Genomic DNA, 23,382 nt, shown 5'->3' on the forward strand with positions numbered 1-23,382 from the left:
CGTTCAGAGACGGAGCCGTCCGCTCGATTGACGACCTCGCCGCCGCCGCTGAGTCCCGCATCGATTCGCTCGAACGCGAGGCCGAAGCTCTCGACCGTGTGGTGGAGAGGACCGAAGCCGCCGCCCAGGCCGACGCTCACCGTCATGCGATGGCCGGCTCGAACCTCAAGGAGACGATCGACTCCGCCGCGATCGACAAGAAGTACAGCGACGCGGACGAGAAGGACTCCGACGCGATCCACCGCCGGTTCGATCCGTGGGCGAACCGGATCGAGCAGTTGGAGAACGCCGGCCGGATCAAGAGGGGAACCGCCGCCGAGTATCGTCGTCGGCTCGAAAAGTTCATCGAGACCCGTCGCAAGCACCGCGAGAAGCTCCGCCAGAAGGAGCAACTCCGCGTCGCCCGCGACAACCGCAAGCAGCGGATCGGTCTCATCACGGGCCGCGAGAACGCCGCCGCCGAGCGGGGCGACTTCGAGGGGGCCGTCGGCCACGCCAAGGCCCGCGGTCAGGAATACCTCAACGCCGCTAACCGGGCCGCGAGCGACGGCCGCATCGCCGAGGCTCGCAAGCTCTCGGCGTTGTACGACCAGACCGGGGCGGACGTCCAGAAGTGGCGCCAGAAGGCCAAGGAAGCCGCCCAGGCGGAGAAGAAGGAACTGGAAGGCCACCGCGAGGAGTTGACGCGGATCAAGGAGAAGCTCCAGGGGGTGAAGGAGGCCGCCGCGGCTCTTGAGATCATCACCCCCGAGCACGTTACGCAGGCCCGGGAGTTAGCGAAGTCCTTGGCCGAATCCGCCCGAGCGATTCAGGCGATGGGCGGGGCGGCGGTCGCCGTGCCGAACGCGGACGGCTTGGTCCCGGGGAACGGCGAAGCCGCCCCTGTGGTGGAGCCCGTGCTCGCTCCGAGACCGAACCGACCGATTCCCGAAGGAGTCCAACCTCCTCCCCGCCCGGCTCCGCCCGAAGGCCCCGTCCACCACAATCCGTTCTTCGAGGCCGCCGAAGAGCGGCGTCGGATGGTCGCGGAGCGGGTCGCGGCTCGGAAGGAGGCGAAGGAAGAGGCGATGAGAGAAGCGGCTGAGGAACGACGTCTCAGGGCCGAGTCGATCAAGGAGAAGGTCGAAGCCCGCGAACGCCGGGCCTTGGAGTTGGAGGGCCTTCGATCCGACAGGCTGGAAGCGATCCGGGGCCGTGAACCGGGGCCTCGAGTGGACGCCCCCGCGGCTCCCCGCGTCGCCGCCCCCGTCCCCAACCCCGGCAAGCCGGGCGTGATCCCGCAAGGGGGCAAGGGAGCCGTCGGGGGGGCCGTGACGACCAACACCATGAACGACAACTCCACCACGGTGAGCGTCGGTCGTGTGGTGGTGAACAAGGACATGAAGATCGGCGACCTCGGGAAGAGCAAAGCCGCCGCGATCCGCATGGGACGCGGCTGATCGTCCCGGAGAACCGCTGACTCAATCACCGACGCCCCCGTCCCCCCATCGAGGGAGGCGGGGGCGTTTTCGCGTATAGGTCGTTCCTCGCTCTGTGCGGCCCCGTACGGCATCGTAGCGGTGGGCGGGCAATCCATCGGATCGAGCGACGGGAACGATCAGACGGCGTCAGCGAGAGCGAGTCGACTAGGTGGTCGGCTGGAAGTCCGACCACCCCGCCATCGCCCAGAGCGGAGCTTCCATCGACTTGAACGCCGACCCGATATCCCCGTATTCCATAGCCTCCATCCAGTCCGGGTCCCGATCCTCTTGGGCGACATCGCAGTACTGCTTGGCGATCCGGTGAGTTTCTTCCAGCATCCGGTAAACCGCATTCTGAATCAGGGATCGACGCTGTCGAGCCAGCCCCGTCGGGTCGGCCGACTTCACCTGAAGGAAATACGGTCTCAGGTCGTCTCTCTCCGCAATAGGCAGCGGGGCCGTTTCTCCACCGTCTACGGTCCGTTGGACGTAGGCTCTCGGGGCCGGGCTGTGATTCGTCATCGGGGTCGCTTTGCGTAAAAGACGGGGGCGAAGGCCGACGGGGTCGGCGTTTCGATCAGAGCGCGTTTCCGTCGCGGCGCCCAGCCCGAAGGCGTGCGTCGCATTGCCGCACCATGCGCCGCAAGTCATTGCTGTGTGGTGTGTTGCGTCGGTGTGTGTGTGGTGTGTCTCCGCCCACCACGCGGGGTTGGTCGCGTATTTACTTGTGTGGTGGGTGACGAGGGGCGGAGTCCTGTGTTACCATCGGTCCGGCTCCCGAGAGGAGCCTATATATCGCACCGCCTTGGGCGGTGATGAGGGACCGCCGCCAAGCCGGCGAAGAGATAGAACGACCCGGAAGAGCCGCATGCAGCGGCCCGGGTTCTGGTTTCGATATGCCGTTCACCACATTCGTGTGGTGGATCGCGTCCCCGCCCTCTCTCTATAAAGGCCCCCGATATGGTGGGTTATCCCTCGCGTGTGGTGGGTCGGTCCGTAAAGGATCGCCCGCTGAGACCGCCCAGAAGATCGCAGACCCGGAGAGCCCGCATCGATCTGGCGCCCCCGACGGGCCGCGAACGGGTCCGGTGGATCGAGGCCGGTCGTCCGCCGCTGCCGTTGTTCGCAGCATGTCCAGGGGGTTCGGCTTGAAGGCTTTGCCCCCCGCCATCCGGGCCGCCGACGTCGCTGCCGTCGCCGTGAACGGACTGCGGTGCGGACAGGATCAATACTCGCTCCTGCACGAAGAGCATCGCCTGATCGGCTTTGCTGACTCCGTCGTGACGATCGACAGACGGAAGCGGTTGCAGGCTCTCAAACGCCGCCTCGCCGGGATCGGCATGGAGACGACCGGGGAAGGGATGTTTGGGGACACGGCCGTGGTGGTGGTCGCCTTGGGCGAGCACACCGACGCCGACGGGGAACGACTGTTTGAGCGAGCGGTCGCCGACGTGCTGGCGCCGATCGAGGAACCTCCCATCCCTGCCGGGGAGGCGTCCTGATGACCGCCTACTCAGCCGCAGACTTATCCGGCATCCCCAAAACGGAGTGGATAGTGGACGGCGTCATTCCGTCTAATTCGTTTGCGATGGTGTACGGCGCCAGCGGGGTCGGCAAAACATTCTGGACGAAAGACCTGAGCTTGTCGGTTGCCGCCGGGCGGTCGTCAATTTGGGGGAGACGCATCCTACGTTCAGGCCCGACGCTCTATCTCTTGGGTGAGGGCAGCGGGGGAATCGACAACCGCGTCGAAGCATGGAGCCAAGCCCACGGTGTACGTCGACCGGCTCGGGCGATCATCTGGGATGGCGAGTTCGACGTGACCGACGAAGACTGCCGGAACGCCGTCCTAGCTGGTTACCGGCTCCATGTGAAAGCGGTGCCTGAGTTGATCGTCGTGGATACGCTCAATGCCTATTTCCCGGATGGAGACGAGAACAATTCTACAGTCATGAAGCGATTCGTCAGCGGCTGTAAATCGCTGCGAAAAACTCTTGGCGGAGGGACTGTCCTCGTGGTTCACCACACCCGCAGGAAGGCCGGAACGGCGGACGACGAACGAGGTTCCGGCGCCTTGCGGGCCGCGTGCGACGCCATCGTGCGTTTAGGTCGCGGCAAAGGATCGGATGAGGTGACGGTGACCTCCGATAAGACGAAGGACGACATTGGGTTCGACCCGTTCTCCCTTATGATGACCGCTGTGAAGCTGGATGAGGGCAGTTCCCTGGCGCTCGTCACCGCCGACAGTCCCGCTGCGAAGCTGGCCCGGTTGGCGCCGAAGCATCGCACGGCGTTGTCAGCGGTGGCCGATGAACTGGGCATCAAGCCGAGCAAAGGAGCCGACATTGGACGAGCATCCGGCTTGAAGGGCGGAGCGCTCACCGGGTTCACCGAAGCCGCCATCGCAGCCGGACTCATGACCGACAACGGGGAGAAGGGACACCCCCGGCGGCTCTCCGTCACGCCTGACGCAATCGCCGCATTGGCGGTCCCGGAGAACGGCCCCGAATCGTCCGGTTCTCCCGAGCCTGATCGAGCCGGTTCTCCCGTTCTCCCCGACGCCGTCGTTTCGGCGGGAGATTCGTAGACCCTGTTTGCGTAGGACCGTCCACCGATCGTCCGGGTTGTCCCGTCGTTCTCCTGTTTGGATAGATCGTCGGGGCGTCATGCTCTCCCGTTCTCCCACACCCCTTTAGGGGTGGGGAAGCGGGGAGAGCGCCGGATCGAGCCGACCGGATCGGGGCCGGTTGGGCTGGGGGGTGACGCGATCACCCGTCCACCACAGGCCCAGTCGATGCTCGCATCCGAGGATTGGAGTCCGAGACCCCTGTGGTGGACGGTCACCCGAGACAAACCAAGCCAGTCCCGCCCAGCAAGCCGTCAGCGTCCGTCACGGCGCACTGAGCGCGTCCGGTCGATCGATCCGGCCGGGGCGTCGCGTCTGAGATCGAGCCGTCTCAGACGGCCGTGGAGCCGAGACTGCCGCGGCGAAGCCGCGGGGTGGTCGGTGTCTCCCCCCCTACTCGTACGCAGCAACGAACATGATCGACCGTGAACCCGCCACACCCCGAACAGGATGCCCGGCGGTTCGGTGACGAGCCGATCCGCTGTTTCCCCGGCGGAAGCCGGGCGAACGCTGTTCCCTTCCCCGCTGTCGCGGAAGGCGGTCATGCGGCGAATCCTTCACGGCGTCGGCGGCGTGAAGCTACAAGCGACCTTCGACGGATCGAGGTATTGGGTCCGTCCTGACGATGTCGAGTTGTACCTCTTGGAAACGACCGAAGGCCGCACGCTGCCGTCGAAGCCGAAGGCCGCGGCGAAGCGGGCGGCAAGCGTGGCCGAAGAGGGGCGCTTCTACATGGCGTTGTTGGGGGTGGAACCTGTCGCCGCGTGAACGATGCCGCTGCCCGCCAAGACGTACTCGTCCAGTTGTCGGGCGTATTTGGCTAGCTTCCGGTCGGTCGTCTTCGCGTAGATCGCGGTGGCGGCCGTGCCGGAGTGGCCGAGCAGCGCTGACGCCCCTTCAAGGTCGAATTGCTCGCCCGCTGCGGTAGCGATGGCGTGCCGGAGTTGGTTCGGCGACCACGTCGGCACGTCCTTCCCGTCGTCCCGCGCCTGTCTCACCGCCCGGTGGATCGACTGCCGGTAGAAGTCCGTGTTGTATTGGACCTTCCGCGACCGTCTGCCCCCGCGTTGCTCCGCGGCGGCGTCGACCGGCCGGAAGATCGCCTCGTCCGCGGGGCGGTCCGCCCGTTTGAGCAGGAGCGGTCGAACCGCCTCGGGGATCGCTTTGACGAGCTTCTTTTTCCGCCAAGCGTTTTTGTGTCGGACGGGCGAGTACCGCCAATCGTCCCCGGATCGGTCGATGTGCCCCCACGAGAGCCGGCACACGTCCTGCGGACGCATCCCGCAAGCGAACTGGACGCAAACCATCTCCGCCAACGTCGGCGGCATGTACGCCATCGTGGCGACGACCACGTCCTGATCGACGGGTTGGACCGCGGCCGTCTCCCGGGCCGACGTGCGGCCCTCCTTCAAGTTCTCTACCGTCATCACGTGGTGGTGGGTGCCCTTCGGGACGAGCCCGTGAGACTCCCACCATTTGATCTGGTAGCGGAGATCGTCCACCAATGCGTTCACGTAAACGCGGGCGGCCGGCTTGCCCCCCTTCCCGGGCGTCACCACGAGGTATCGCTGGAAGGCCCGCACCATTGACGCATCGATACGGTCGGCGGGTTTCGTGCCGTTGAGCATCGCGAAGGTCTCCGCGACCTTCTTGTGCGTCCCGTAGGAGGACGTGTGCCCGCCGCTGCGGTGCTCGTCGCGGTAGTACTCGTCCGCGTGCACCATGAACTTGTGGCAGAGCTTGGCGATGCTGCCCCACCCTTCGACCGCCGGGCGGGTCGTGGACTCAGGATCGGCGACGTACGCCCCGACCCATTCGCGGTACTTTGCTTCGGCTTCGGCGGTTCCGTACCGCCCGAAGTACGCCCGCTTCCCGTTCGTCTTCGGGATGCGGACGAACGCCCGGCCGTCGGGATTTTTGGAGAGCTTGGGGAGTCGCATCGGGAGCCTTTCGTATCGGGTGATACGTTCCGGCGGTCAGCCTATTTCGTCAAGGGTCTATGGTGTAGGCGGTTCATGGTAGTTTCGCCGACATAGCCTGCCGCTTGTAGAACGGCAGCGACACGACGACCGCCGGTTCGGTGCGGCCACGGACGTCGATTTCCAACTCGGCGCCCTCCGCGGCGAGATCCGGCGGGACGTAGGCCATGCCGATCGCTTTGCCGAGCGTCGGCGAGTGCGTACCGCTGGTGACCTCGCCGACCGCGTCGCCGTCCCGCACTACGGCGGCGCCTTCGCGGGCGACCCGCTTGCCGCGCATTTCGAAGCCCACGCGAACCCGTTTCGGACCGGCGTCCTTCACGGCGGCGATCGCGCCGCGGCCGAGGAAGTCGTCCTTCTTCAGCGCCACCGCGAAGTCCAATCCAGCGGTCAGCGGGTCGGTTACCACACTCAACTCATGGCCGTACAGCGGCATTCCCGCTTCCAGCCGGAGCGTGTCCCGGCAGCCCAGACCGCAGGGGACGAGGCCGTGCGGTTCGCCGACCTCCCGAAGTTCTCGCCACATTTCCGTGGCCGATTCCGCGGGGACGATCAGTTCGAATCCATCCTCCCCCGTGTACCCGGTACGACTGACGATGATCTCAACCGGCGATTCGCCCGGCCGCTCCCAGACGGCGGGACTGGCCCGGTAGTACCCGAGGGTCTCCAGCAGCGGCATGTGGACCACATGCGAGACGATCTCGCCGGCGTTCGGGCCCTGCACCGCGATCATCGCGGTGGAGTCGGTGCGGTCGTCGATGGTCACGTTGAAGCCCTCGGCCTGCTCCTCGAACCACGTCAGGCAGGCGGGCCGATTCGAGGCGTTGACGACCATCAGCCAGTCGTCGGCCAACTTGGTCGTCAGCACGTCGTCGATGATGCCGCCGTCCTCTCGGCACAGTAGGCCGTACTTCACCCGCCCGGGCTCGGTCGGCACGCGGTTGGTCAGCAGGCGATCGAGGAACCGCTCCGCGTCCGGGCCGCTGAACCGCACCCGACCCATGTGGGAGATATCGAACAGCCCCGCCGCGGTGCGAACGGCGGCATGTTCCGTCACGATCGTGCCGTACCGCACCGGCATGTCGTACCCGGCGAAGTCGACCATGTGCCCGCCGGCGGCAAGGTGGGCGGCGTGCAGCGGGGTCGGTTTGAGATCCATCTCAGGAAGGTACGCCGGTGAGTCGCTCTCTTGAAGAGAGCGGCTCACTCAGGCGATCAATCGCTTGTACCCAGCGAGGCGTAGGCGTATTCGCGGTTCAGGCGGGCGATGTCCGTCACCTTGATGTTCGCTGGGCAGGCGGCCTGACACTCGTTCGTGTTCGAGCAGGCGCCGAAGCCCTCCTCGTCCATCTGGGCGACCATCTTCCGAGCGCGGTCTTTCCGCTCCGCGGACCCCTGCGGCAGCAGGGAAAGGTGCGAAACCTTCGCCGCGGTAAACAGGTGGGCGGCGGCGTTCTTGCAACTCGCCACGCAGGCGCCGCAGCCGATGCAGGCCGCGGAGTTCATCGCCGCGTCGGCGATCTTCTTGGGCACCGCGACGCTGTTGGCGTCCGGAGCACTGCCCACGCCGACGGAGATATACCCGCCGGCCTGTTGGATGCGGTCGAAGGCGCTGCGATCGCAGACGAGATCCCGAACGATCGGGAATCCCTTCGCCCGCCACGGCTCCAGCACCAGCGTGTCGCCGTTCTTGAACTGCCGCATCCGCAATTGGCAGGTGGTGGTGTTCGGCAGCGGGCCATGGGCCATGCCGTTGATCATCACTCCGCAGGTGCCGCAGATGCCCTCGCGGCAGTCGTGGTCGAACGCGATCGGTTCTTTGTCTTCCTGAATGAGCTGCTCGTTCAGGCAGTCGAGCATTTCCAGGAACGACATCTCCGGGTTGATGTCGTCGATCTTGTAGGTCTGAAACGCGCCGGGGCTGTCGGCATCGTCCTGCCGCCAGACCTTCACCGTCAACGAGAGATGGCCGCCGTCGGAGTGGGGGAGATCGATCATGGCTGGGCGCTAACCGCGGTGCGGAAGGAGCGATTCAGGACTTGTAATTGCGGCTGGTGAGTGAGACTTCATCGAACTTCAGCGGCTCGCGATGTTCGATCGGCGTCTCGCCCTCGCCCGCGTGCTGCCAAGCGGTGACGTGGGAGAAGTTTTCGTCGTCCCGCTTCGCCTCGCCTTCGGGCGTCTGATGTTCGCCGCGGAAGTGGCCGCCGCAGCTTTCGTCCCGAACGAGGGCGTCCCGGGTCTGGGTCTCGGCGAATTCAAGGAAGTCCGCCACGCGACCGGCGTGTTCCAGGCCTTGATTGAAGCTGCCGTTGGTCCCGGTGACTTTTAAATCCTGCCAGAACTCAGCGCGGAGGTTCTGGATCTTGTCGATCGCGGTTTTCAAGCCCTCGGCAGTCCGCTCCATGCCGACGTGCTCCCACATGATGCCGCCCAGTTCCTTGTGGAAGCTGTTCACGCTGCGGGTGCCGCCGACCGCGAGCAACGCCTCGATGCGGTTGCGGCTCTCGACGAGAGCTTCTTTGCAGGCGGGGTGGTCCTCGGTGATCTCGGTCCGCTTCATCTTCGCCAGATGGTCCCCGATCGTGTACGGGATGACGAAGTAACCGTCGGCGAGGCCCTGCATCAACGCGGAGGCGCCCAGCCGGTTCGCCCCGTGGTCAGAGAAGTTCGCCTCGCCGAGGACGAACAGGCCGGGGATCGTGCTTTGCAGGCGGTAGTCCACCCACAGGCCGCCCATCGTGTAGTGGACGGCGGGGTAGATTCGCATCGGCGTTTTGTACGGATCCTCGTCGGCGATCTCCTCGTACATCTGGAAGAGGTTGCCGTACTTGCCCGCGATCGTTTTGCGGCCGTCGCGGCGGATGGCGTCGCGGAAGTCGAGGAACACCGCGTTGCCCGTCTTGCCGACGCCGTAGCCGGCGTCGCAGCGTTCCTTGGCCGCCCGGCTGGCGACGTCGCGGGGGACGAGGTTGCCGAAGGCCGGATAGCGACGTTCGAGGTAGTAGTCGCGCTCGGCGTCGGGAATTTGCTCCGGGGCGCGGTTGTCGTCCTTCTTCTTCGGCACCCAGACCCGACCGTCGTTCCGCAGGCTCTCGCTCATCAGCGTGAGCTTGCTCTGGTAGTCGCCGCTCGCGGGGATGCAGGTGGGGTGAATCTGCGTGAAGCAGGGGTTGGCGTAATACGCCCCCCGCCGATGACAGCGCCACGCCGCGGTGACGTTGCAGCTTTTGGCGTTTGTGGAGAGGTAATAGACGTTGCCGTAGCCGCCGCTGGCTAGCACGACCGCGTCGCCGAGGTGGACCTCGAACTTCCCGCTGTTGAGGTTCCGCGTGACGATCCCGCGAGCGACGCCGTCGACCACGATCAGGTCCAGCATCTCCCGCTTGGCGTAGACCTTCACCCGCCCGGCGTAGACCTGCCGGTTCATTGCGGAGTAGGCGCCGAGCAACAATTGCTGCCCGGTTTGCCCGCGGGCGTAGAACGTCCGCGAGACCTGAGCGCCGCCGAAGCTGCGGTTCGCCAGGCTGCCGCCGTACTCCCGGGCGAAGGGCACGCCGAGGGCGGCGCAATGGTCGATGATCTTGTTGCTGATCTGGGCGAGGCGATAGACGTTCGCCTCGCGGGAGCGGTAGTCGCCGCCCTTCACCGTGTCGTAGAAGAGCCGCCAGACGCTGTCGCCGTCGTTCTGGTAGTTCTTCGCGGCGTTGATGCCGCCCTGCGCGGCGATGCTGTGCGCCCGGCGGGGGCTGTCCTGCACGCAGAACGATTTGACGTGATAGCCCAGTTCCGCCAGCGACGCCGCGGCGCTGCCTCCGGCCAGGCCGGTGCCGACGACGAGGATCTGGTACTTCCGCTTATTCGCCGGGTTGACCAGCTTCATCTCGCGGATGCAGCGATCCCACTTCTGCTCGATCGGCCCCTCCGGCACGCGGCTATCGAGCGTGTCGGTCCGAGCGGCGGCGGGTTCGTCGAGCGACGGGGCGGCGGGGGCGACCATGGGCGGCGGTCTGAACGAAAGGAGATTGGGGGCGAACGAGAGCGGGCCGCGAAGGCCGTCAATCGCCGGCGTCCGAGTCGGGCGAGCCGGCGGGGGCGACGTCCTCTGCCGTCATCGCTTCAACCGGTTGATTCAACGCTTGTTCACTGACATGCCGCGCCCGTTCCCGAGCTTCCGCGGCGCTCAGGTCGCCGACCTCCACGCCGGCGACCCAGACGTAGATCGGGATGCTGGCGAACCCCAGCCCGATCACGACCGCCAGGATCACGCCGAGCTTCTTCAACGGCCCTCCCAACCCGTGGGTCTCCAGCCCGACGGACCGGAACCAACTGCTCGCCCCGTGGGAGAGATGGAAGCCCAACAGGATCGAGCCGACCGCGTAAAGGACGAACGAGACCGGGGTTTGCAGGATCTGGATCGCTCGTTCGTAGCGGAGGAACAGCGGGCGGCCGTCCTCGCTTTGCAAGCCCTCGTCGACATACCGCTCGAACGTGGGATCCACGTTGTCCCGCAGACCGAACCGCATGTCGATCAGGTGCCAGATGAGGAACCCCAACACGATCGTCCCGCTGATCGCCATCCAACTCCGGGGGGCGAGATTGAGGTACGTCGTACGCTGCTTGGAGCGATAGCCGATCTCGTAACCCTCATCGCCGCGGCTGGCCCGGTTCTCCGCAACGAGCCAGTAGGCGTACAGCACGTGGACGACGAACAGAGCCAGCAGACCGGCTTCGGCCAGGTACAGCAGCGCCCCGAGGTCGTGCAGCTTGGCTGCATAGGTGTTGTACGCCTCGCTGCCGGAAAAGATCAGCAGGTTGCCGGCGAGGTGCGTCGCCACGAACCCTATCAACAGCAGCCCCGAGAGGCCCATGACGTACTTCTTGCCGATGGAACTCATCAGCAGTCGGCGGAGGGCGCCCACGGGGTCGGTCGCTCGGGTCGGACGAAGGGGAGAGGCAGCGTGTGTACGAACAGTCTAAGCGGCAAGGCTCGGTTCCCCCACCGGGGCGGGGTGACGCGGCTGCGAACCGCCGGAGACCCGGCCGATTCTGCCGCGTGAACCGATCGCCGACCGAGATCTAGCGTCGCCGGGACCGTTTCTTTTTAGGCTTGTCCTCGGCCGCTTTCGTTGGCCTGCGTCCCCCGCCCTTTGCCCCATCGGCCGAATTGCCGCGTCCCTTCGAGGAACCGCTGCGGCTTGAGGAACTGCGGCCCTTGGAGCGGCCGCGGGGGTTCGACGACCCGCGGTCGCCTTTCGGCGATCCCCCGCGTCCGCCGCTCCGGTCGCCGGAGTCCGCCTGCGGGGTCTCCGCCAACTCGAACTGCAGATTGCGGCCTTCGACGTCCACTTCGGCGACCTTCACCTTCAACGGCATCCCGAGTCGATAGGTGACGCCGTCGCGGCTGGTGAGGGTGTGAGCGGTGGCGTCGTGATCGAACCAGCCGCCGCCCAACGCTTCCCGCGGAATCATGCCTTCGGCCGGCAGTTCGACGCCGCGAACGAACACGCCGAAGTTCATGACGCCGGTCACGACCGCGTCGAACTCCTCGCCGACGCGATCTTCGAGGTACTCCAGCAGCTTCACGCGGATCAGTTCCCGCTCCGCCTTGTCCGCCCTGCGGGAGCGGTCGGAGCAGTGGTTCGCCAGCGCCGTGAGTTCCGCCTCGCCCTGCGTCTTGGGCTTCTCGCCCCGGCAGAGGGCGTCGATCAGCCGGTGGATCGTGAGGTCCGGGTAGCGGCGAATCGGGCTGGTGAAGTGCGCGTAGCACGGGAAGGCCAACGCGTAGTGGCCGCCGTCGCCGGGGCTGTACTCCGCCTGCTTCATGCTGCGGAGCAGCGCGTAATTCACCGCGGGCGCCTCCGTTTCGTGCTTCACCTCGTCCAGCAGCGCCTGCAGGTGCGGCCGGCTCTGGTACTGCTTGAGGTTGAAGCCGAGCGTCCCGACGAATTCGGAGAACTTTTTCAGCTTGGCCTCGTCCGGATCGTCGTGCACCCGGCGGATGAACGGCAGCCCGCGCGCCTCCAGCGCCTGCGCGACGGCAACGTTCGCGGCGAGCATGAACTCCTCGATGATCTCGTGACTGGCGTCGTGGTGGGCTTCGCTGGCCCCGACCACCTCGCCCTTCTTGTTGAGATCCAGGGTGACCTCCGGCATGTGCATCTCCAGCGCCCCGGCGGCGAACCGCCGTTTGCGGAGCGTCATGGCGAGCGAATACATGTCCAGCAGCAGGTGCCGCACGTCCTTGCGGACCTTGCGGGTGAACGAATCCGGGTCGTCGACGATCGGCATCACCTGTTCGTAGGCGAAGCGTTTGGTGACCTTGATCGCCGCGTTGGCGAAACGGGTCTTCACCGGGATTCCGGTCGGATCGAACTCGATGAAGCAGGTCTTCACGTATCGCACCTTGCCCTGCTGCAAGCTGGCGAGGCCGTTGGAGATGATCTCCGGCAGCATGGGGATCACTTTCCCCGGCAGGTACACGCTGGTCGCCCGGTCCTTCGCTTCCTTGTCCAAGGCGGAGCCGGGTTTGACGAAGTGGGCCACGTCGGCGATGTGCACGCCGAGCACCCAGTGCCCGTTGCCGATTCGTTTCAGGCTGATCGCGTCGTCGAAGTCCCGGGCCGTCTTCGGATCGATGGTGACCACCGTCTCCTTCGTCAGGTCGAGACGATCGCCGATGAACTCCTCATCGAACCGGCGGGCCTCCTCGCTGGCGGCGGCCAGCACTTCGTCCGGGAACTCCTCGGGCAGGTCGAACTCGCGCATCACGCCCAGTTCGTCCACGCCGGCGTCGCCGCGGCGGCCGAGCACTTCGATCACCACTGCCTCGCCGGGCCGGCCGGCAGAGGGGAATTTGAGGACGTCGATGACGACCTTCTCGCCCGGTTCCGCGGGGTGGGCGCCGGGGTCGCCGATGGGGATCGGTTCGAGGAAGGCGTCGCCGTCGACACGGACGAACGCGTTCCGGCCGGTCTCGTCGTAGGTACCGACGAAGCGGGTCGTTTGGCGTTCGATCACGGAGACGACTTCGCCGGTGATGCGGCTGCCGTCTCGCCCGCCCTTGCGGTTGACGATGCGAACTTCCACTTCGTCGCCGTCGTGGGCGTCGGCCATGTCGGACCGGCGGACGTAGACGTCGTGGTCGCGGCCCCGCGGATCGTTCATCGCGACCCAGGCGTCGCCGCTCCGGGTCGTCTTGATCCGGCCGATGCTGACTCCCGGGCGATGCCGGGCGCGGAGCTTGGCCCCGCGATCCGCGAGCGCTTTGCCGTTGGCGAGCAACGCATCCAGCGCGGTGCGATTGTCGGCCTTGAGCTGCGGCGACCCCCCGAGCTTCTTGAGCAACGTGGCCGCTTTGACCGGTTGATAATCCGGGTGCGTGAGCAGATCGAGGACGCGGTCCTCGGCGCTGCCGTCTTCGGACGCGGTCCGGTCGGACCGCGGGGAGGAGTCGGAACTCGCGTTCTTGCCGGTCCGCTTCTTCGGAGCGCGGCGCTTGGTGGTGGACATTCTGTCTAGCTTGATTTTGAAGTCGGAGCGACGCTCCGGGAGCCGCGACCGTCACTTCGGTCGAACAGCGGCGTGGTTGTGTGTGGGGTTGAACCCGTGGCGGTACGCAGCGCTGACGCTACGCGTCGTGTTTGGGGCCGCGGAACAGCCGGCGGCCGAGGCGGGGGTGGTAGGGAGTCAGCTCCGAATCCGTGTTGGGATCTTCGCTGAGAATCTTCAGGAACTCATTCACTTTGGCGTCGAGCGTATCGATCGCGTGCAGGGCGACCGCTTCGGGGCTCATCGGCTCCTTCACGCTGCCCTTCTCGGGCGTCCCGTGGTGGGACAGGATCAGATGCGTGAGGTGCCAGCGCTGGGCGTCCGGGAACGGCCGCCCGGTGCGGGCGACGGTCGCGGCAATCTTCTCGGCGAGCAGATCGCAAACGATCTGCATATGGCCGAGCAGCTGCCCCTCGGTCGTGTAGGTGAACGTTTCGGGGTCGAGCTCGCGCGTCTTGCCGAGGTCGTGCAGAAAACAACCGGCGAGCACCGTGGACGAATCGACGTCCGGGTACAGGTCCGCCAATCGAGTCCAGGCCAGCGCCATCGCCGCGGTGTGTTCGCACAACCCGCCGCGATGGGCATGGTGGGCCTTGATACCAGCGGGGACGGTGCGAAACGCCTCCATCAACGACTCGTCAGCGAGGAAGGTCGCCATCAAGTCACGGAGATCCTCGTCCGGCAGGCTGTTCAGGATGTCGGACAGCGCCGCGAAGGCCCGGTCGGTCGATTCGCTGGCGGCGGGGCGGAAGGCGTCGGCGTCGAAGTCGTCGCCGGCGGGCTTGAGCTTATGGGCGATGACCTGCAAACCGCCCTGATGGGTTTGAACTCGCCCTTTCACCCGAACGCCGCTGCCGGCGGGAATGGCGTCGAAATCACTTTCGGAGACGTTCCACATCAACGCGGAGATCTGTCCCGACCGATCCCGCAACTGAGCGAGCAGATACAGCTGCCCGTTCCGATTGGTCCGCAGGCTCTTTTCAGCGAGCAGAAACGGCTGGTCGATTGTCGCCCCGTCGCGTAAAGCGTCAACGGGGGTGCGCGCCTCGGGCGTCTTTTCGTCGATCATCTTCCTCCATCGTGACCCGGCGCCCGCCGATTGCAAGGCAAGAAGACGTGAAGACGCGGTTCCTCTGATCTTCCGCTTTACAAAACGGGAGGGGCGAACCCATCCTGCCCGGTTCGCGTCTCCCGCGCACCTCTTCCATCTCAGAACTTATGCGCTGGTCGCAAACGCTCGTCCCGACCCTCAAGGAAGTCCCTGCCGACGCGGAGGTGCCTTCCCATCGCCTCATGCTGCGGGCCGGATTGGTCCGGCAGGTGATGGCCGGGGCGTACACCTACCTGCCGCTCGGCTGGCGGGCGGTGCGGAAGGCCGCGGAGATCGTCCGTGAGGAGATGGAAGCCGCCGGCGCCGCCGAGCTGCACTTCCCCGCCATGAGTCCCATCGAGCTCTGGGAACGCAGCGGCCGGCGGGAGGCGTTCGGCAACGTGCTGTTGAACTTCGCCTTCCCCCGCGGCGATCGGAAGGTGCACGTGGCCCTCGGCCCCACCCACGAGGAGCCGATCACCGACCTCATCAAGCAGTCGATCGCCAGCTATAAGCAGTTGCCGCTGACGCTGTTCCAGATTCAGACGAAGTTCCGCAACGAGGAACGCCCCCGCTTCGGCGTGCTGCGGACCAGCGAGTTCCTGATGAAGGACGCCTACAGCTTCGGCACGGACATCGAACAGCTGAACGCCTCGTACGATGCGATGTACGCCGCGTACTGCCGAATCTTTGAGCGGTGCGGCATCCCCTACCTCGCGGTCGAAGCCGAGAGCGGCCCGATCGGCGGCGACGCCTCCCACGAGTTCATGATCCCCGCCGAGAACGGCGAGGATTCCGTCGTCCACTGCGAGGCCAGCGGCTACGCCGCGAACCTCGAACGCGCCGAAACGGGTCGCACCGCCCCGCAGATCGTCGTCCCGGACGATGTCCCCCCGATGGACGCGGTCGCCACCCCCGGCGTCTCCACGATCGAAGCCGTTTGCGCGGCGCTCGGCGTCCAACCCGAGCAGACGTTAAAGACGCTGCTCTACACCGCCGATGCGGGCACGGACGAAGAGCGGACCGTCGCCGTGGTGGTCCGCGGCGACCATGACGCAAACGAAGGCAAGATTCGTCGCGCCATCGGCGCCGCGACGTTATCGATGGCCGACGAAGCGACCGTGCGTCGGGTCACCGGCGCCCCGGTCGGTTTTGCCGGCCCGGTGGGGCTGGAAGGCGTCACGCTGCTCGCCGATCACGACGCGGTGACGGTGCAGCCCTCGGTCGTCGGCGCGAACTCCGCGGACGCCCACCGGACGAACGTTTGCTGCGGCCGCGACTGGACCGTGGAGACGACGCACGACCTCCGCGACGCCCGCGCCGGCGACCCGGACCCCAAGGGCGGCGGCCCCATGAAGGTCGTCCGCGGCATCGAAGTCGGCCACGTGTTCAAGCTGGGCACGAAGTACTCCGACGCGCTGGGGGCGGAGTACCTCGGCGAAGATCAAAAGCGGCGCAGCGTCGTGATGGGCTGTTACGGCATCGGCATCAATCGCATCGTCGCCGGAGCGATCGAGACCAGTCACGACGACCGCGGCATCATCTGGCCGAAGGCGATCGCCCCCTACCAGTGCCACATCATTCCGCTGGACATCAAGGACGAGGAGGTCATGTCCCTCGCTCAACGATTCCATGACGAGCTGGAAGCCGCCGGCGTCGATTGCCTGCTGGACGACCGGAAGGAACGCCCCGGCGTGAAGTTCGCGGATGCGGATCTGATCGGTCTGCCGACGCGGATCACGATCGGCAAACGCGGTCTGACGGAGGGCGTCGTCGAAGTGAAGCGCCGGACCGACGCCGACCCGGAGAAGATCGCCCCCGACGCCGCCGTCGCCCGGGTGCGGGAACTGCTGGCCTAGCGCAGCACAGCGTCCCGGACCCTTCAAGGGCCCGGGACGCTGGCGATTGCTCGCGACCAGGCTTGCCCTCACGCAGATGCGGCCTGAGCGTTGACGCTGCCCTCGGCGATCTGCGTCATCCGCTGATCGGCGGCGCCGGCTTCGTCGGCGCACTCCGCGTAGAGTTTTGAAGCTTCGTCCTGACCGCAACGAGAGGCGAAGTTCGTCAGGCAGCCGTAGCCGGCGATGTTGTAGTGCTGGATCCGCTGGGCGTTGGCGATCAGCGCCGCGTCGATGACGTGCTCGTCGCCGCTGGCAGCCAGCGTTTCCTCGGCCTCCTTGATCAACCCCTTGGTGGCCTCGCAGGCGTGCCCCTGGGGCGACTCGCCCTTCAGGCTGAACGCCTTCTCCAGCCGGGCGATCTGGGCCTTCGACTCGGCGATCTGAGTGCCGAACGATTGCTTCAGCACGGCGCTGGAAGCCTTCTCCTGGAGCTTCGGCAGGATCTTGGCGATCCGCTGCTCCGCGTCGTAGATGTCCTGCAACTGGGCGACGTACAAGTCGTCCATATTGCTGTAGGTCGTGCTGCTGAAAAGGCCCATCGGGAGCGCTCCGGGTCGGGGGTTTATCGGATGAACGTTCAGCCTAAGCGCCGGGCAACCGCTGCGAATCCGGCGGTTTGAGAGCGTTAACGTGGGGCGTCCCCCTGCCCCGCCCTCGCGTTGTGAAGCTTGACCAGACGCCTCAACTGCACCCGCGGAGCAGGAAGAACAGGCCGACGGACAGAACCGCCGAGACCAACAGCGAACCGGCGCAACCGAGCTTGTTGCTGTAGAAGGCGAACATCAGGAACGCACCGGGCGGAGGGGGATCGGAACGCTGCTAAGATGCGGCCTTCGCCGACGAATGACCGGCGGATAATCCCCGTTTCCCGCACCCGGCCCGCCCCGCGATGGCCTCCGTTCCCGTCACCGCCTCTTCCTCACCCCCGCCCGCGTCCTCGAAGGGGTCGGCGGACGGGCCGCTGTTCGCCACGCCGGCGGCGATGCAGCGGTTCCGCGAACCCGGCAGCACGCACACGCTCTCCGGCGGCTATCTGCTGTGGGCGCTGGCACCGTTCACCCTACTGACCGCGGGCGCCCACCGCTTCTATTACGGCAAGCCGCTGACCGGGTTGCTGTGGTCCGTCACGCTGGGGCTGCTCGGCGTCGGCTGGATCATCGACTTCTTCCTGATGCCCCGGCTGGAAAGCCAGGCCGACCGTCGCTACACGCCCGGGCCGTACGACTACAACATCGCCTGGATCCTGAACGCGATCCCCTTCCTGGGCATTTTCGGCATCCACCGATTTTATCTCGGCAAGTACATCACCGGGGCCATTTGGCTGTTCACCGGCGGCTTATTCGGCCTCGGCTGGATCTGGGATCTCTGCACATTGAACGAACAGGTCGATTCGCGGAACCGAGCGGTCCTCGGCAATCAGCCGAAGCAGGAAGGCGAAGGCGTGATGGGGGTCGGTTGGTGAATGATTCGACCGACGAACGGCCGTCCGGGGCCGCTGATGACTGCCGCGTCGCCTTCAAGGAATGGGCCGCAGTCTGTGATGCACTGTGCGAGGGCCGGGTCGATCTGATCCTTCGCAAAGGCGGCATCCACGAGCGACGGGGCGAGTTCCGCCCGGAGCACGACCGCTTCTGGCTGATGGCGACGCGATTCCACCAGGACGCCGCCGACCTTGCCCCGTTCCTCCACGACCGTCTCCCGGAACCGCCGCCGGAGGGCGTCGTGCGACTGCCGGGATGGTGTCAGGTCATGCGGACCTGGCAGGTGACTGACGAGGCAGACCTCGAAGCGCTCCGCGGGCGGCACGCGCTCTCCGACGCCACCGCCATCGACCGCTTCCGCTACAAGGAACCGGGCCTGTGGGCGATCGCCGTGAAGGTCTGGACGCCGGGAGCGCCGATCGAACTGCCGGATTCGCCCAGCTTCGGCGGGTGCCGGAGCTGGGTCGATCTCCCGGCCGTCAGCACGGCGGGGCTGCGTGCCGTTCAGACGCACGTTCCCCGCTGATTGTTTCCCCGGCGGGTTAGGAGCCGAGGATCGAGGCGAGTTTCTCGTCCGTCTCCGCAGCGCTGATTTCGCCTTTGCCGAAGCCGAGCAACGCCCCGGCCTTCACCGCTCGTTCCTGAGCATCCGCGAAGTTGGAGACCAGCATCACCGGCGGCGCCTCGTCTCCGGAGGCGATCGCTTGAACGGTCTGAAGACCTGACGCTCCGTCGGCGTCGTACAGGCGGTTCACCAATACGAGGTCCACGTTTCCCCTGGAGACCAATTCGAGGGCGTCTTCTTCGGAATCCACCTTCACGACGTCCGCATCGAACTTCCGTCGCAGATAGGAAGAGATCGACATGTGGTCGGGCACGCACTGGCCGACGTTCAGAACGCGAGGCATCGAATCGCTCGGGGGGGAAGAATGGGCGGGGGAAGATCTTAGACCGGAGAGCCCGTCAACGACGGCGGCTTCGGACCGAGATATTGATGCAACGTGCAGGCGAGCGTCCCGTTGTAGAGCTTGCGTCGTCGGTTCGCTTTGCGTCCGACCATCGTGGCGAACGCCGGGTGTGGGGTGAGAACCGCGGCGCTCCAGTCCTCCAATCGGTTGAACAACGCGGCGAGATCCTGATGCACCGTGTCCGCATCGCCGAGGCGCTCGCCGTAGGGAGGATTCGCCAGCAGTACGCCATGCGAACCCTTCGAGCCGGCCTCCGCGATCGGCCGTTGCTGAAAGTGAATGTCGTCCCCCACCCCGGCCCGCTCCGCATGATGGCGGGCGGCGGAGACCGCGTTGCGGTCGAGATCCCCGCCCTGCAACGGGCTGTCGAGCGGGGGGAGAGCCGCTTCGGTCGCCGCGGCCCGTTGTTCAGCCCACAGGTCCGGCGGAGCGAGCGGCCAGCCCTCGGCGACGAACTCGCGCTGCAGGCCCGGAGCCATGTTCCGACCGATGAGCGCCGCCTCGATCGGCAGCGTGCCGGTTCCGCAGCAGGGATCGAGCAACGGGCGTTCGCGATCCCAGACGCTCAACAGCACGATGCCGGCCGCGAGCGTTTCCTTCATCGGCGCCGGTCCAGAAAGATCCCGGTAGCCGCGCTTGTGCAGGCCGGGGCCGGTCGTGTCGAGCAGCAGGGAAACGTGATCTTTCCGCACGTTCACCTCGATCGGCACCGGCGGTCCGACCTCGGGCACCGGCGAGCCGGGAGCGTCCCCGCGGGCCTCGCAGAGCGCCTCCGCGATCGCTTTCTTCGCCATGCTTTGCAGCGTGGGCACGTGGCCCAACGCGCTCCGCACGCTGCGGGCGGTGATGGGGAAGGCGGCGTCGTAGGGGATCCACCGCGTCCAGTCGATCGCGCCGACGACCTCGAAGAACTGGTCGAAGTCCGTGCAATCGAATTCCTCCGCGACGACCTGCACCCGATCGGCAGCCCGGAGCCAGAGATTCGCCCGCACCAGGTCGACGGGTTCGCCCTCGAATCGCACGCGACCGTCCTCGGTCTCAGTGGGCGGCAGGCCGAGAGCCGTCAGTTCACGACCGACGACCGCTTCGAGGCCGAAGGCGGCGGTGGCTTGGAGGAGAAGGGGCAAGGGGCGAGGCGTAAGGCGTAAGCGACAGGACCGGGAGGCATAGCTTACGCCTTACGCCTCGCCCCTTGCCCCTCAGAGAACGCCGTGCAACGGCCCGCCGCGCTCCGCCAGCCGATCGACCTTCGCCGTGACGTGCGGATCTTCGATCAAAGGCGGCGCGTGGTGCGGTTTGACGCGGGCGTCGATGATCAACGGGCCGCGGCAACCCCAGTGCTTTTCCTCGGTGAAACTGTCCACGCCCTGCAGATCGGCTGCGGGGTTGGAGCGGGTGAACGCCGTCCAGAGCAGGTTGTTTGCCGTGCGAGCGCTGAACGCCGCGTCGTCGCACAGCACGATCAGCGGGAACAAACGCAGCGGATGATCACGGTCAATCGTTTCTGCGAGCCGGGCCGCGGCGCCGTCCTTCGTTTCGCAACTCGGTCCCGAGACGCACGCCACGCCCGGAAACGCGACCGCGGCGTGGTCGAATCCGTCCGGCAGTCGCCAGCCGGAGCGCAAGAACTCCGGCAGTTCCCGCCGCACCGGTCCGCGGGCGGCGAGGACGACCTTGCTGCCTTCGTTCAACCCGCTGCCGCTGTAGTCCAGCGTGTCGATCGTCGTGCGGGTCTGGAAATGCAGGTCTCGGGTCGGGTCGATCCGGGCGAGGCAGTGCATTAGGAACGCCGGCACGTCCTCCATCGCCGGCGGGTCGTCGGCCGCGTCCGCGATGAACAGATACTTCGCCAAGCTGAGCTGCCCCTGCCCCAGGATCGCGTTCGCCTGCGTGAGCAATTCCGCGGGCCGGTCGCTGGGCGTATGGGGCGAATAGCGCTCGCTGCCGGTCGCCAGCAGTAGCGGGTGCACGCCGGCGGCGTCGACGGCGTGCACGCCCTTCACCCCCGGCAGCACGGTCGGCAGCGCCGGGCCGGTGATTTCGTGAATCAACTCCCCGAACGACGTGTCCTCCTGCGGCGGACGACCGACGACCGTGAACGGCCAGACGGCCCCGTCGCGATGGTAGACCGCCTCGACCTTCAAGACCGGGAAGTCGTGCACCTTGGCGTAATAGCCGAGGTGATCGCCGAACGGCCCTTCCGGTTTCGTCCCGACGATCCGGCCGCTGAGGCAGAAGTCCGCCTCGCCGTAGACGCGCGGCCACCCCTCCCCCAAAGGATGCTTCGCCATCGGGATGCGGCGCCCGGCGAGCGCGCCGGCGAAGATCAGTTCGCTCAATCCTTCCGGCAGCGGCATCACCGCGGAGAGCGTCATCGCGGGGGCGCCGCCGACGAACACGTTCACCTTCAATTCTTCGCCCCGCTCGATCGCCGCGGCGTGATGTACGCCGATGCTGCGGTGCAACTGGTAGTGCAGGCCGATCTCCTCATCAGGGACGTACTCGTTCCCGCCCAACTGCACCCGGTACATGCCGAGGTTCGAGTTCATCACGCCGGGCTTGCCAGGGTCTTCCGTGTACACCTGCGGCAGCGTGACGAACGGCCCGCCGTCGTCCGGCCAACTGACCATCTGCGGCAGGTCGCGGATCGCGCAACGGTTCTTCAGGACCGGGCCGGATCGCGTCCGCTTCGGCAGCGTGGTCAGGGCGGCGAGGGGCACGTCGAAGTACTTCCACGGGGCTTTCAGGGCGACCGTCGGATCGACTTTCAGATCGACAAGGTGCTCGACCCGCTTCAGCGTGTGGCGGAACAGGAACTTCGCCCGTTCCAGCGTGCCGAACAGGTTGGAGGCCATCGGGAACCGACAGCCGACGACGTTCTCGAATAGCAGCGCCGGCCCGCCGGCGGCGTAGACCCGGCGTTGGATCTCCGCGGCTTCCAGGTGCGGATCGATCGGCTCGGCGATGCGCAACAACCGCTTATGGCGGTCGAGATCGTCGAGGGCGTGTCGGAGCGTCTTATGCACGGCGGGACGACGGTCCTGGACGACGGAGGGGACGACGGAGGGGCATGCCGACGGCGGGGGGCTAGACTCACCGGCCCGCTCCCCCGCCCTTCACCCGAACGCCGTTTTGAACTGGCTGAACGCCGCCCTGCTGTTCGCAATCTACGCGGGGCACTGCGAATTGATGGCGTGGTGGTGCAATCGAACGCACGGCTTGACGCTGCGGCATCGAACCACGACCAAGATCCGCGCGGTGCACGATTTGATCGTGCTCGGGGCGGCGCCGGGGCTGTTGTTCGGGTTCGGGCTGTTCGGGTATCGGCTGATGCGCGGCGGGGAGTGGGCGGCGGTGCCGTGGGGATGGAAAGCTTACTTCGGACTGTGCGGAGTCGGGGTCGTCTCGCTGCTGCTCTGCATCGCCCGGCATCTGTTCCGACCGCTACCCGCCGGGGCGAAGCGGTCGAGCCGACGCATCGACGTGACGGCGGACCTTGGATTCAAGCCGATCGGCGCCGGCAAGCGTCGCGCCCAGGCGGCCCTGCCGGGGAACGCTCAATACACCATCGAAGCGGTCGAGTTGGAACTGACGCTCCCCGCCCTGCCCCCGGGGTGGGACGGCGTCACGATCGGCCACGTCTCCGACACGCACTTTCAGGGCGAGGTCGCCCTGCCCTTCTTCGAGCGGGCCTTCGAGGAGATGGCCGCGTGGAACTGCGATCTGTACGTCTTCACCGGCGACCTGCTCGATCGGCCGCGGCGCATCGACTGGGTGGAACCCACGTTCGGACTGTTGCCGAAGACGAACCCGGAGTTCGGCTGTCGGTTCATTTTGGGCAACCATGACTGGCACTACCGCGTCGCCCCGCTGCGGGCGGCGATGGCGGCGGCGGGTTGGGAGGACCTCTCCGGTCGGGTGGAGACGCTCCGCCGCGGCGGCGATTCGCTGGCGATCGCGGGGGACGAATCGCCTTGGCTGAACGGCCCGCCGGACTGGTCCGCAGCGCCGCCGGAGGCGTTTCGCCTGTTGCTCGCCCACACGCCGGACCTGTTCCGCCGAGCGAAGGCGAACGCCGTCGACCTGATGCTCGCCGGCCACAATCACGGCGGGCAGATCGCGTTCCCGCTCATCGGGCCGATCTACGCCCCCAGCAAGCACGGCGTCCGCCACGCCGGCGGCACGTATCGCGAGGGCAGCCTGCTGATGCACGTCTCCCGCGGCCTCTCCGGCAAAACGCCGGTGCGATACGGGGCGATGCCGGAGATCACCCGCATCACGTTGCGGAACGATAGCCGTGCTCTTGAAGAGGACGGCTAACGCTGC

Annotated in this window: 19 protein-coding genes and 1 pseudogene; 8 read left to right on the forward strand and 12 right to left on the reverse strand. The window is 66.5% G+C overall.

Going from position 1 to position 23,382, the window contains the following annotated elements; all coding sequences use genetic code 11:
* Positions 1-1,439: pseudogene (locus LzC2_RS00365) on the forward strand (hypothetical protein); the annotation flags it as partial.
* A 186-nt stretch (positions 1,440-1,625) separates the two neighbouring features.
* Here LzC2_RS00365 and LzC2_RS00370 read toward each other — a convergent pair.
* On the reverse strand, positions 1,626-1,868 hold the full coding sequence (locus LzC2_RS00370) for a hypothetical protein (protein ID WP_171182523.1): 243 nt from the start codon (positions 1,866-1,868) through the stop codon (positions 1,626-1,628).
* Positions 1,869-2,590: 722 nt separating this feature from the next.
* Between LzC2_RS00370 and LzC2_RS00375 the strand changes: the two genes are divergently transcribed.
* From LzC2_RS00375 to LzC2_RS00385, 3 genes are all read left to right on the forward strand, one after another.
* Positions 2,591-2,962 (forward strand): hypothetical protein, encoded by a 372-nt coding sequence (locus LzC2_RS00375; RefSeq protein WP_171182526.1) that lies wholly within the window; start codon positions 2,591-2,593, stop codon positions 2,960-2,962.
* On the forward strand, positions 2,962-4,047 hold the full coding sequence (locus LzC2_RS00380) for an AAA family ATPase (RefSeq protein WP_171182527.1): 1,086 nt from the start codon (positions 2,962-2,964) through the stop codon (positions 4,045-4,047). Before LzC2_RS00375 ends, LzC2_RS00380 begins: the two co-directional genes overlap by 1 nt.
* A 582-nt stretch (positions 4,048-4,629) precedes the next feature.
* Positions 4,630-4,854: a hypothetical protein gene (locus LzC2_RS00385; RefSeq protein WP_171182529.1), complete on the forward strand. Its 225-nt coding sequence runs from the start codon at positions 4,630-4,632 to the stop codon at positions 4,852-4,854.
* On the opposite strand, the gene LzC2_RS00390 is transcribed toward LzC2_RS00385, so the two are convergent.
* From LzC2_RS00390 to LzC2_RS00420, 7 genes are all read right to left on the reverse strand, one after another.
* Complete coding sequence (locus LzC2_RS00390; protein ID WP_171182532.1) at positions 4,815-6,026, reverse strand: tyrosine-type recombinase/integrase; 1,212 nt, start codon at positions 6,024-6,026, stop codon at positions 4,815-4,817. The genes LzC2_RS00385 and LzC2_RS00390 overlap by 40 nt on opposite strands.
* Positions 6,027-6,099: 73 nt before the next feature.
* A complete protein-coding gene (gene gcvT / locus LzC2_RS00395; RefSeq protein WP_315854472.1) occupies positions 6,100-7,272 on the reverse strand; it encodes a glycine cleavage system aminomethyltransferase GcvT in 1,173 nt (390 codons plus the stop codon).
* An 8-nt stretch (positions 7,273-7,280) separates the two neighbouring features.
* Positions 7,281-8,063 (reverse strand): succinate dehydrogenase/fumarate reductase iron-sulfur subunit, encoded by a 783-nt coding sequence (locus LzC2_RS00400; protein ID WP_171182534.1) that lies wholly within the window; start codon positions 8,061-8,063, stop codon positions 7,281-7,283.
* A gap of 34 nt (positions 8,064-8,097) precedes the next feature.
* Positions 8,098-10,065: a fumarate reductase/succinate dehydrogenase flavoprotein subunit gene (locus LzC2_RS00405; RefSeq protein ID WP_171182536.1), complete on the reverse strand. Its 1,968-nt coding sequence runs from the start codon at positions 10,063-10,065 to the stop codon at positions 8,098-8,100.
* A 58-nt stretch (positions 10,066-10,123) separates the two neighbouring features.
* Entirely contained in the window at positions 10,124-10,987 is an 864-nt protein-coding gene (locus LzC2_RS00410; protein WP_171182538.1) for a succinate dehydrogenase cytochrome b subunit, read from the reverse strand.
* Between the two features lie 157 nt (positions 10,988-11,144).
* Positions 11,145-13,577 carry a ribonuclease R gene (rnr, locus tag LzC2_RS00415; protein WP_171182540.1) on the reverse strand — a complete coding sequence of 811 codons (2,433 nt, stop codon included), beginning with the start codon at positions 13,575-13,577 and terminating at the stop codon, positions 11,145-11,147.
* A gap of 118 nt (positions 13,578-13,695) precedes the next feature.
* Positions 13,696-14,685, reverse strand: a complete 990-nt coding sequence (locus tag LzC2_RS00420) for a 3'-5' exoribonuclease YhaM family protein (RefSeq protein ID WP_171182542.1) — start codon at positions 14,683-14,685, stop codon at positions 13,696-13,698.
* A 149-nt stretch (positions 14,686-14,834) separates the two neighbouring features.
* Here LzC2_RS00420 and LzC2_RS00425 point away from each other — a divergent pair, with 149 nt between their 5' ends.
* Positions 14,835-16,565 carry a proline--tRNA ligase gene (locus tag LzC2_RS00425; RefSeq protein WP_171182545.1) on the forward strand — a complete coding sequence of 577 codons (1,731 nt, stop codon included), beginning with the start codon at positions 14,835-14,837 and terminating at the stop codon, positions 16,563-16,565.
* Between the two features lie 68 nt (positions 16,566-16,633).
* Here LzC2_RS00425 and LzC2_RS00430 read toward each other — a convergent pair whose 3' ends face one another.
* Positions 16,634-17,146 (reverse strand): YciE/YciF ferroxidase family protein, encoded by a 513-nt coding sequence (locus LzC2_RS00430; RefSeq protein ID WP_171182547.1) that lies wholly within the window; start codon positions 17,144-17,146, stop codon positions 16,634-16,636.
* Positions 17,147-17,496: 350 nt separating this feature from the next.
* Between LzC2_RS00430 and LzC2_RS00435 the strand changes: the two genes are divergently transcribed.
* A complete protein-coding gene (locus LzC2_RS00435; RefSeq protein WP_206678506.1) occupies positions 17,497-18,069 on the forward strand; it encodes a TM2 domain-containing protein in 573 nt (190 codons plus the stop codon).
* The gene (locus LzC2_RS00440) at positions 18,066-18,614 is read left to right on the forward strand and encodes a DUF1802 family protein (protein ID WP_171182550.1); all 549 of its coding nucleotides are present in this window, start codon (positions 18,066-18,068) and stop codon (positions 18,612-18,614) included. The genes LzC2_RS00435 and LzC2_RS00440 overlap by 4 nt, the downstream gene beginning before the upstream one ends.
* A gap of 16 nt (positions 18,615-18,630) precedes the next feature.
* Here the strand turns inward: LzC2_RS00440 and LzC2_RS00445 are convergent, their stop codons facing one another.
* From LzC2_RS00445 to LzC2_RS00455, 3 genes are all read right to left on the reverse strand, one after another.
* Positions 18,631-18,996, reverse strand: coding sequence for a DNA-binding transcriptional response regulator (locus LzC2_RS00445; protein WP_171182552.1), 366 nt, complete (start codon positions 18,994-18,996; stop codon positions 18,631-18,633).
* A 38-nt stretch (positions 18,997-19,034) separates the two neighbouring features.
* Complete coding sequence (locus LzC2_RS00450; protein ID WP_171182554.1) at positions 19,035-20,183, reverse strand: THUMP domain-containing class I SAM-dependent RNA methyltransferase; 1,149 nt, start codon at positions 20,181-20,183, stop codon at positions 19,035-19,037.
* A gap of 72 nt (positions 20,184-20,255) precedes the next feature.
* On the reverse strand, positions 20,256-22,082 hold the full coding sequence (locus tag LzC2_RS00455) for a UbiD family decarboxylase (protein ID WP_171182556.1): 1,827 nt from the start codon (positions 22,080-22,082) through the stop codon (positions 20,256-20,258).
* Between the two features lie 106 nt (positions 22,083-22,188).
* Between LzC2_RS00455 and LzC2_RS00460 the strand changes: the two genes are divergently transcribed.
* A complete protein-coding gene (locus LzC2_RS00460) occupies positions 22,189-23,376 on the forward strand; it encodes a metallophosphoesterase (RefSeq protein ID WP_171182558.1) in 1,188 nt (395 codons plus the stop codon).
* Positions 23,377-23,382 lie beyond the last annotated feature (6 nt).

Origin of the sequence: Alienimonas chondri, from assembly GCF_013036045.1 — a bacterium.
Classification (GTDB): domain Bacteria; phylum Planctomycetota; class Planctomycetia; order Planctomycetales; family Planctomycetaceae; genus Alienimonas; species Alienimonas chondri.

Coding starts and splice junctions, on each gene's coding strand:
- LzC2_RS00400 (WP_171182534.1), bottom strand. CDS start 8,063: ATGATCGATCTCCCCCACTCCGACGGCGGCCATCTCTCGTTGACGGTG.
- LzC2_RS00445 (WP_171182552.1), bottom strand. CDS start 18,996: ATGCCTCGCGTTCTGAACGTCGGCCAGTGCGTGCCCGACCACATGTCG.
- LzC2_RS00375 (WP_171182526.1), top strand. CDS start 2,591: ATGTCCAGGGGGTTCGGCTTGAAGGCTTTGCCCCCCGCCATCCGGGCC.
- LzC2_RS00385 (WP_171182529.1), top strand. CDS start 4,630: ATGCGGCGAATCCTTCACGGCGTCGGCGGCGTGAAGCTACAAGCGACC.
- LzC2_RS00430 (WP_171182547.1), bottom strand. CDS start 17,146: ATGGGCCTTTTCAGCAGCACGACCTACAGCAATATGGACGACTTGTAC.
- LzC2_RS00390 (WP_171182532.1), bottom strand. CDS start 6,026: ATGCGACTCCCCAAGCTCTCCAAAAATCCCGACGGCCGGGCGTTCGTC.
- LzC2_RS00425 (WP_171182545.1), top strand. CDS start 14,835: ATGCGCTGGTCGCAAACGCTCGTCCCGACCCTCAAGGAAGTCCCTGCC.
- LzC2_RS00420 (WP_171182542.1), bottom strand. CDS start 14,685: ATGATCGACGAAAAGACGCCCGAGGCGCGCACCCCCGTTGACGCTTTA.
- LzC2_RS00435 (WP_206678506.1), top strand. CDS start 17,497: ATGGCCTCCGTTCCCGTCACCGCCTCTTCCTCACCCCCGCCCGCGTCC.
- LzC2_RS00405 (WP_171182536.1), bottom strand. CDS start 10,065: ATGGTCGCCCCCGCCGCCCCGTCGCTCGACGAACCCGCCGCCGCTCGG.
- rnr (WP_171182540.1), bottom strand. CDS start 13,577: ATGTCCACCACCAAGCGCCGCGCTCCGAAGAAGCGGACCGGCAAGAAC.
- LzC2_RS00380 (WP_171182527.1), top strand. CDS start 2,962: ATGACCGCCTACTCAGCCGCAGACTTATCCGGCATCCCCAAAACGGAG.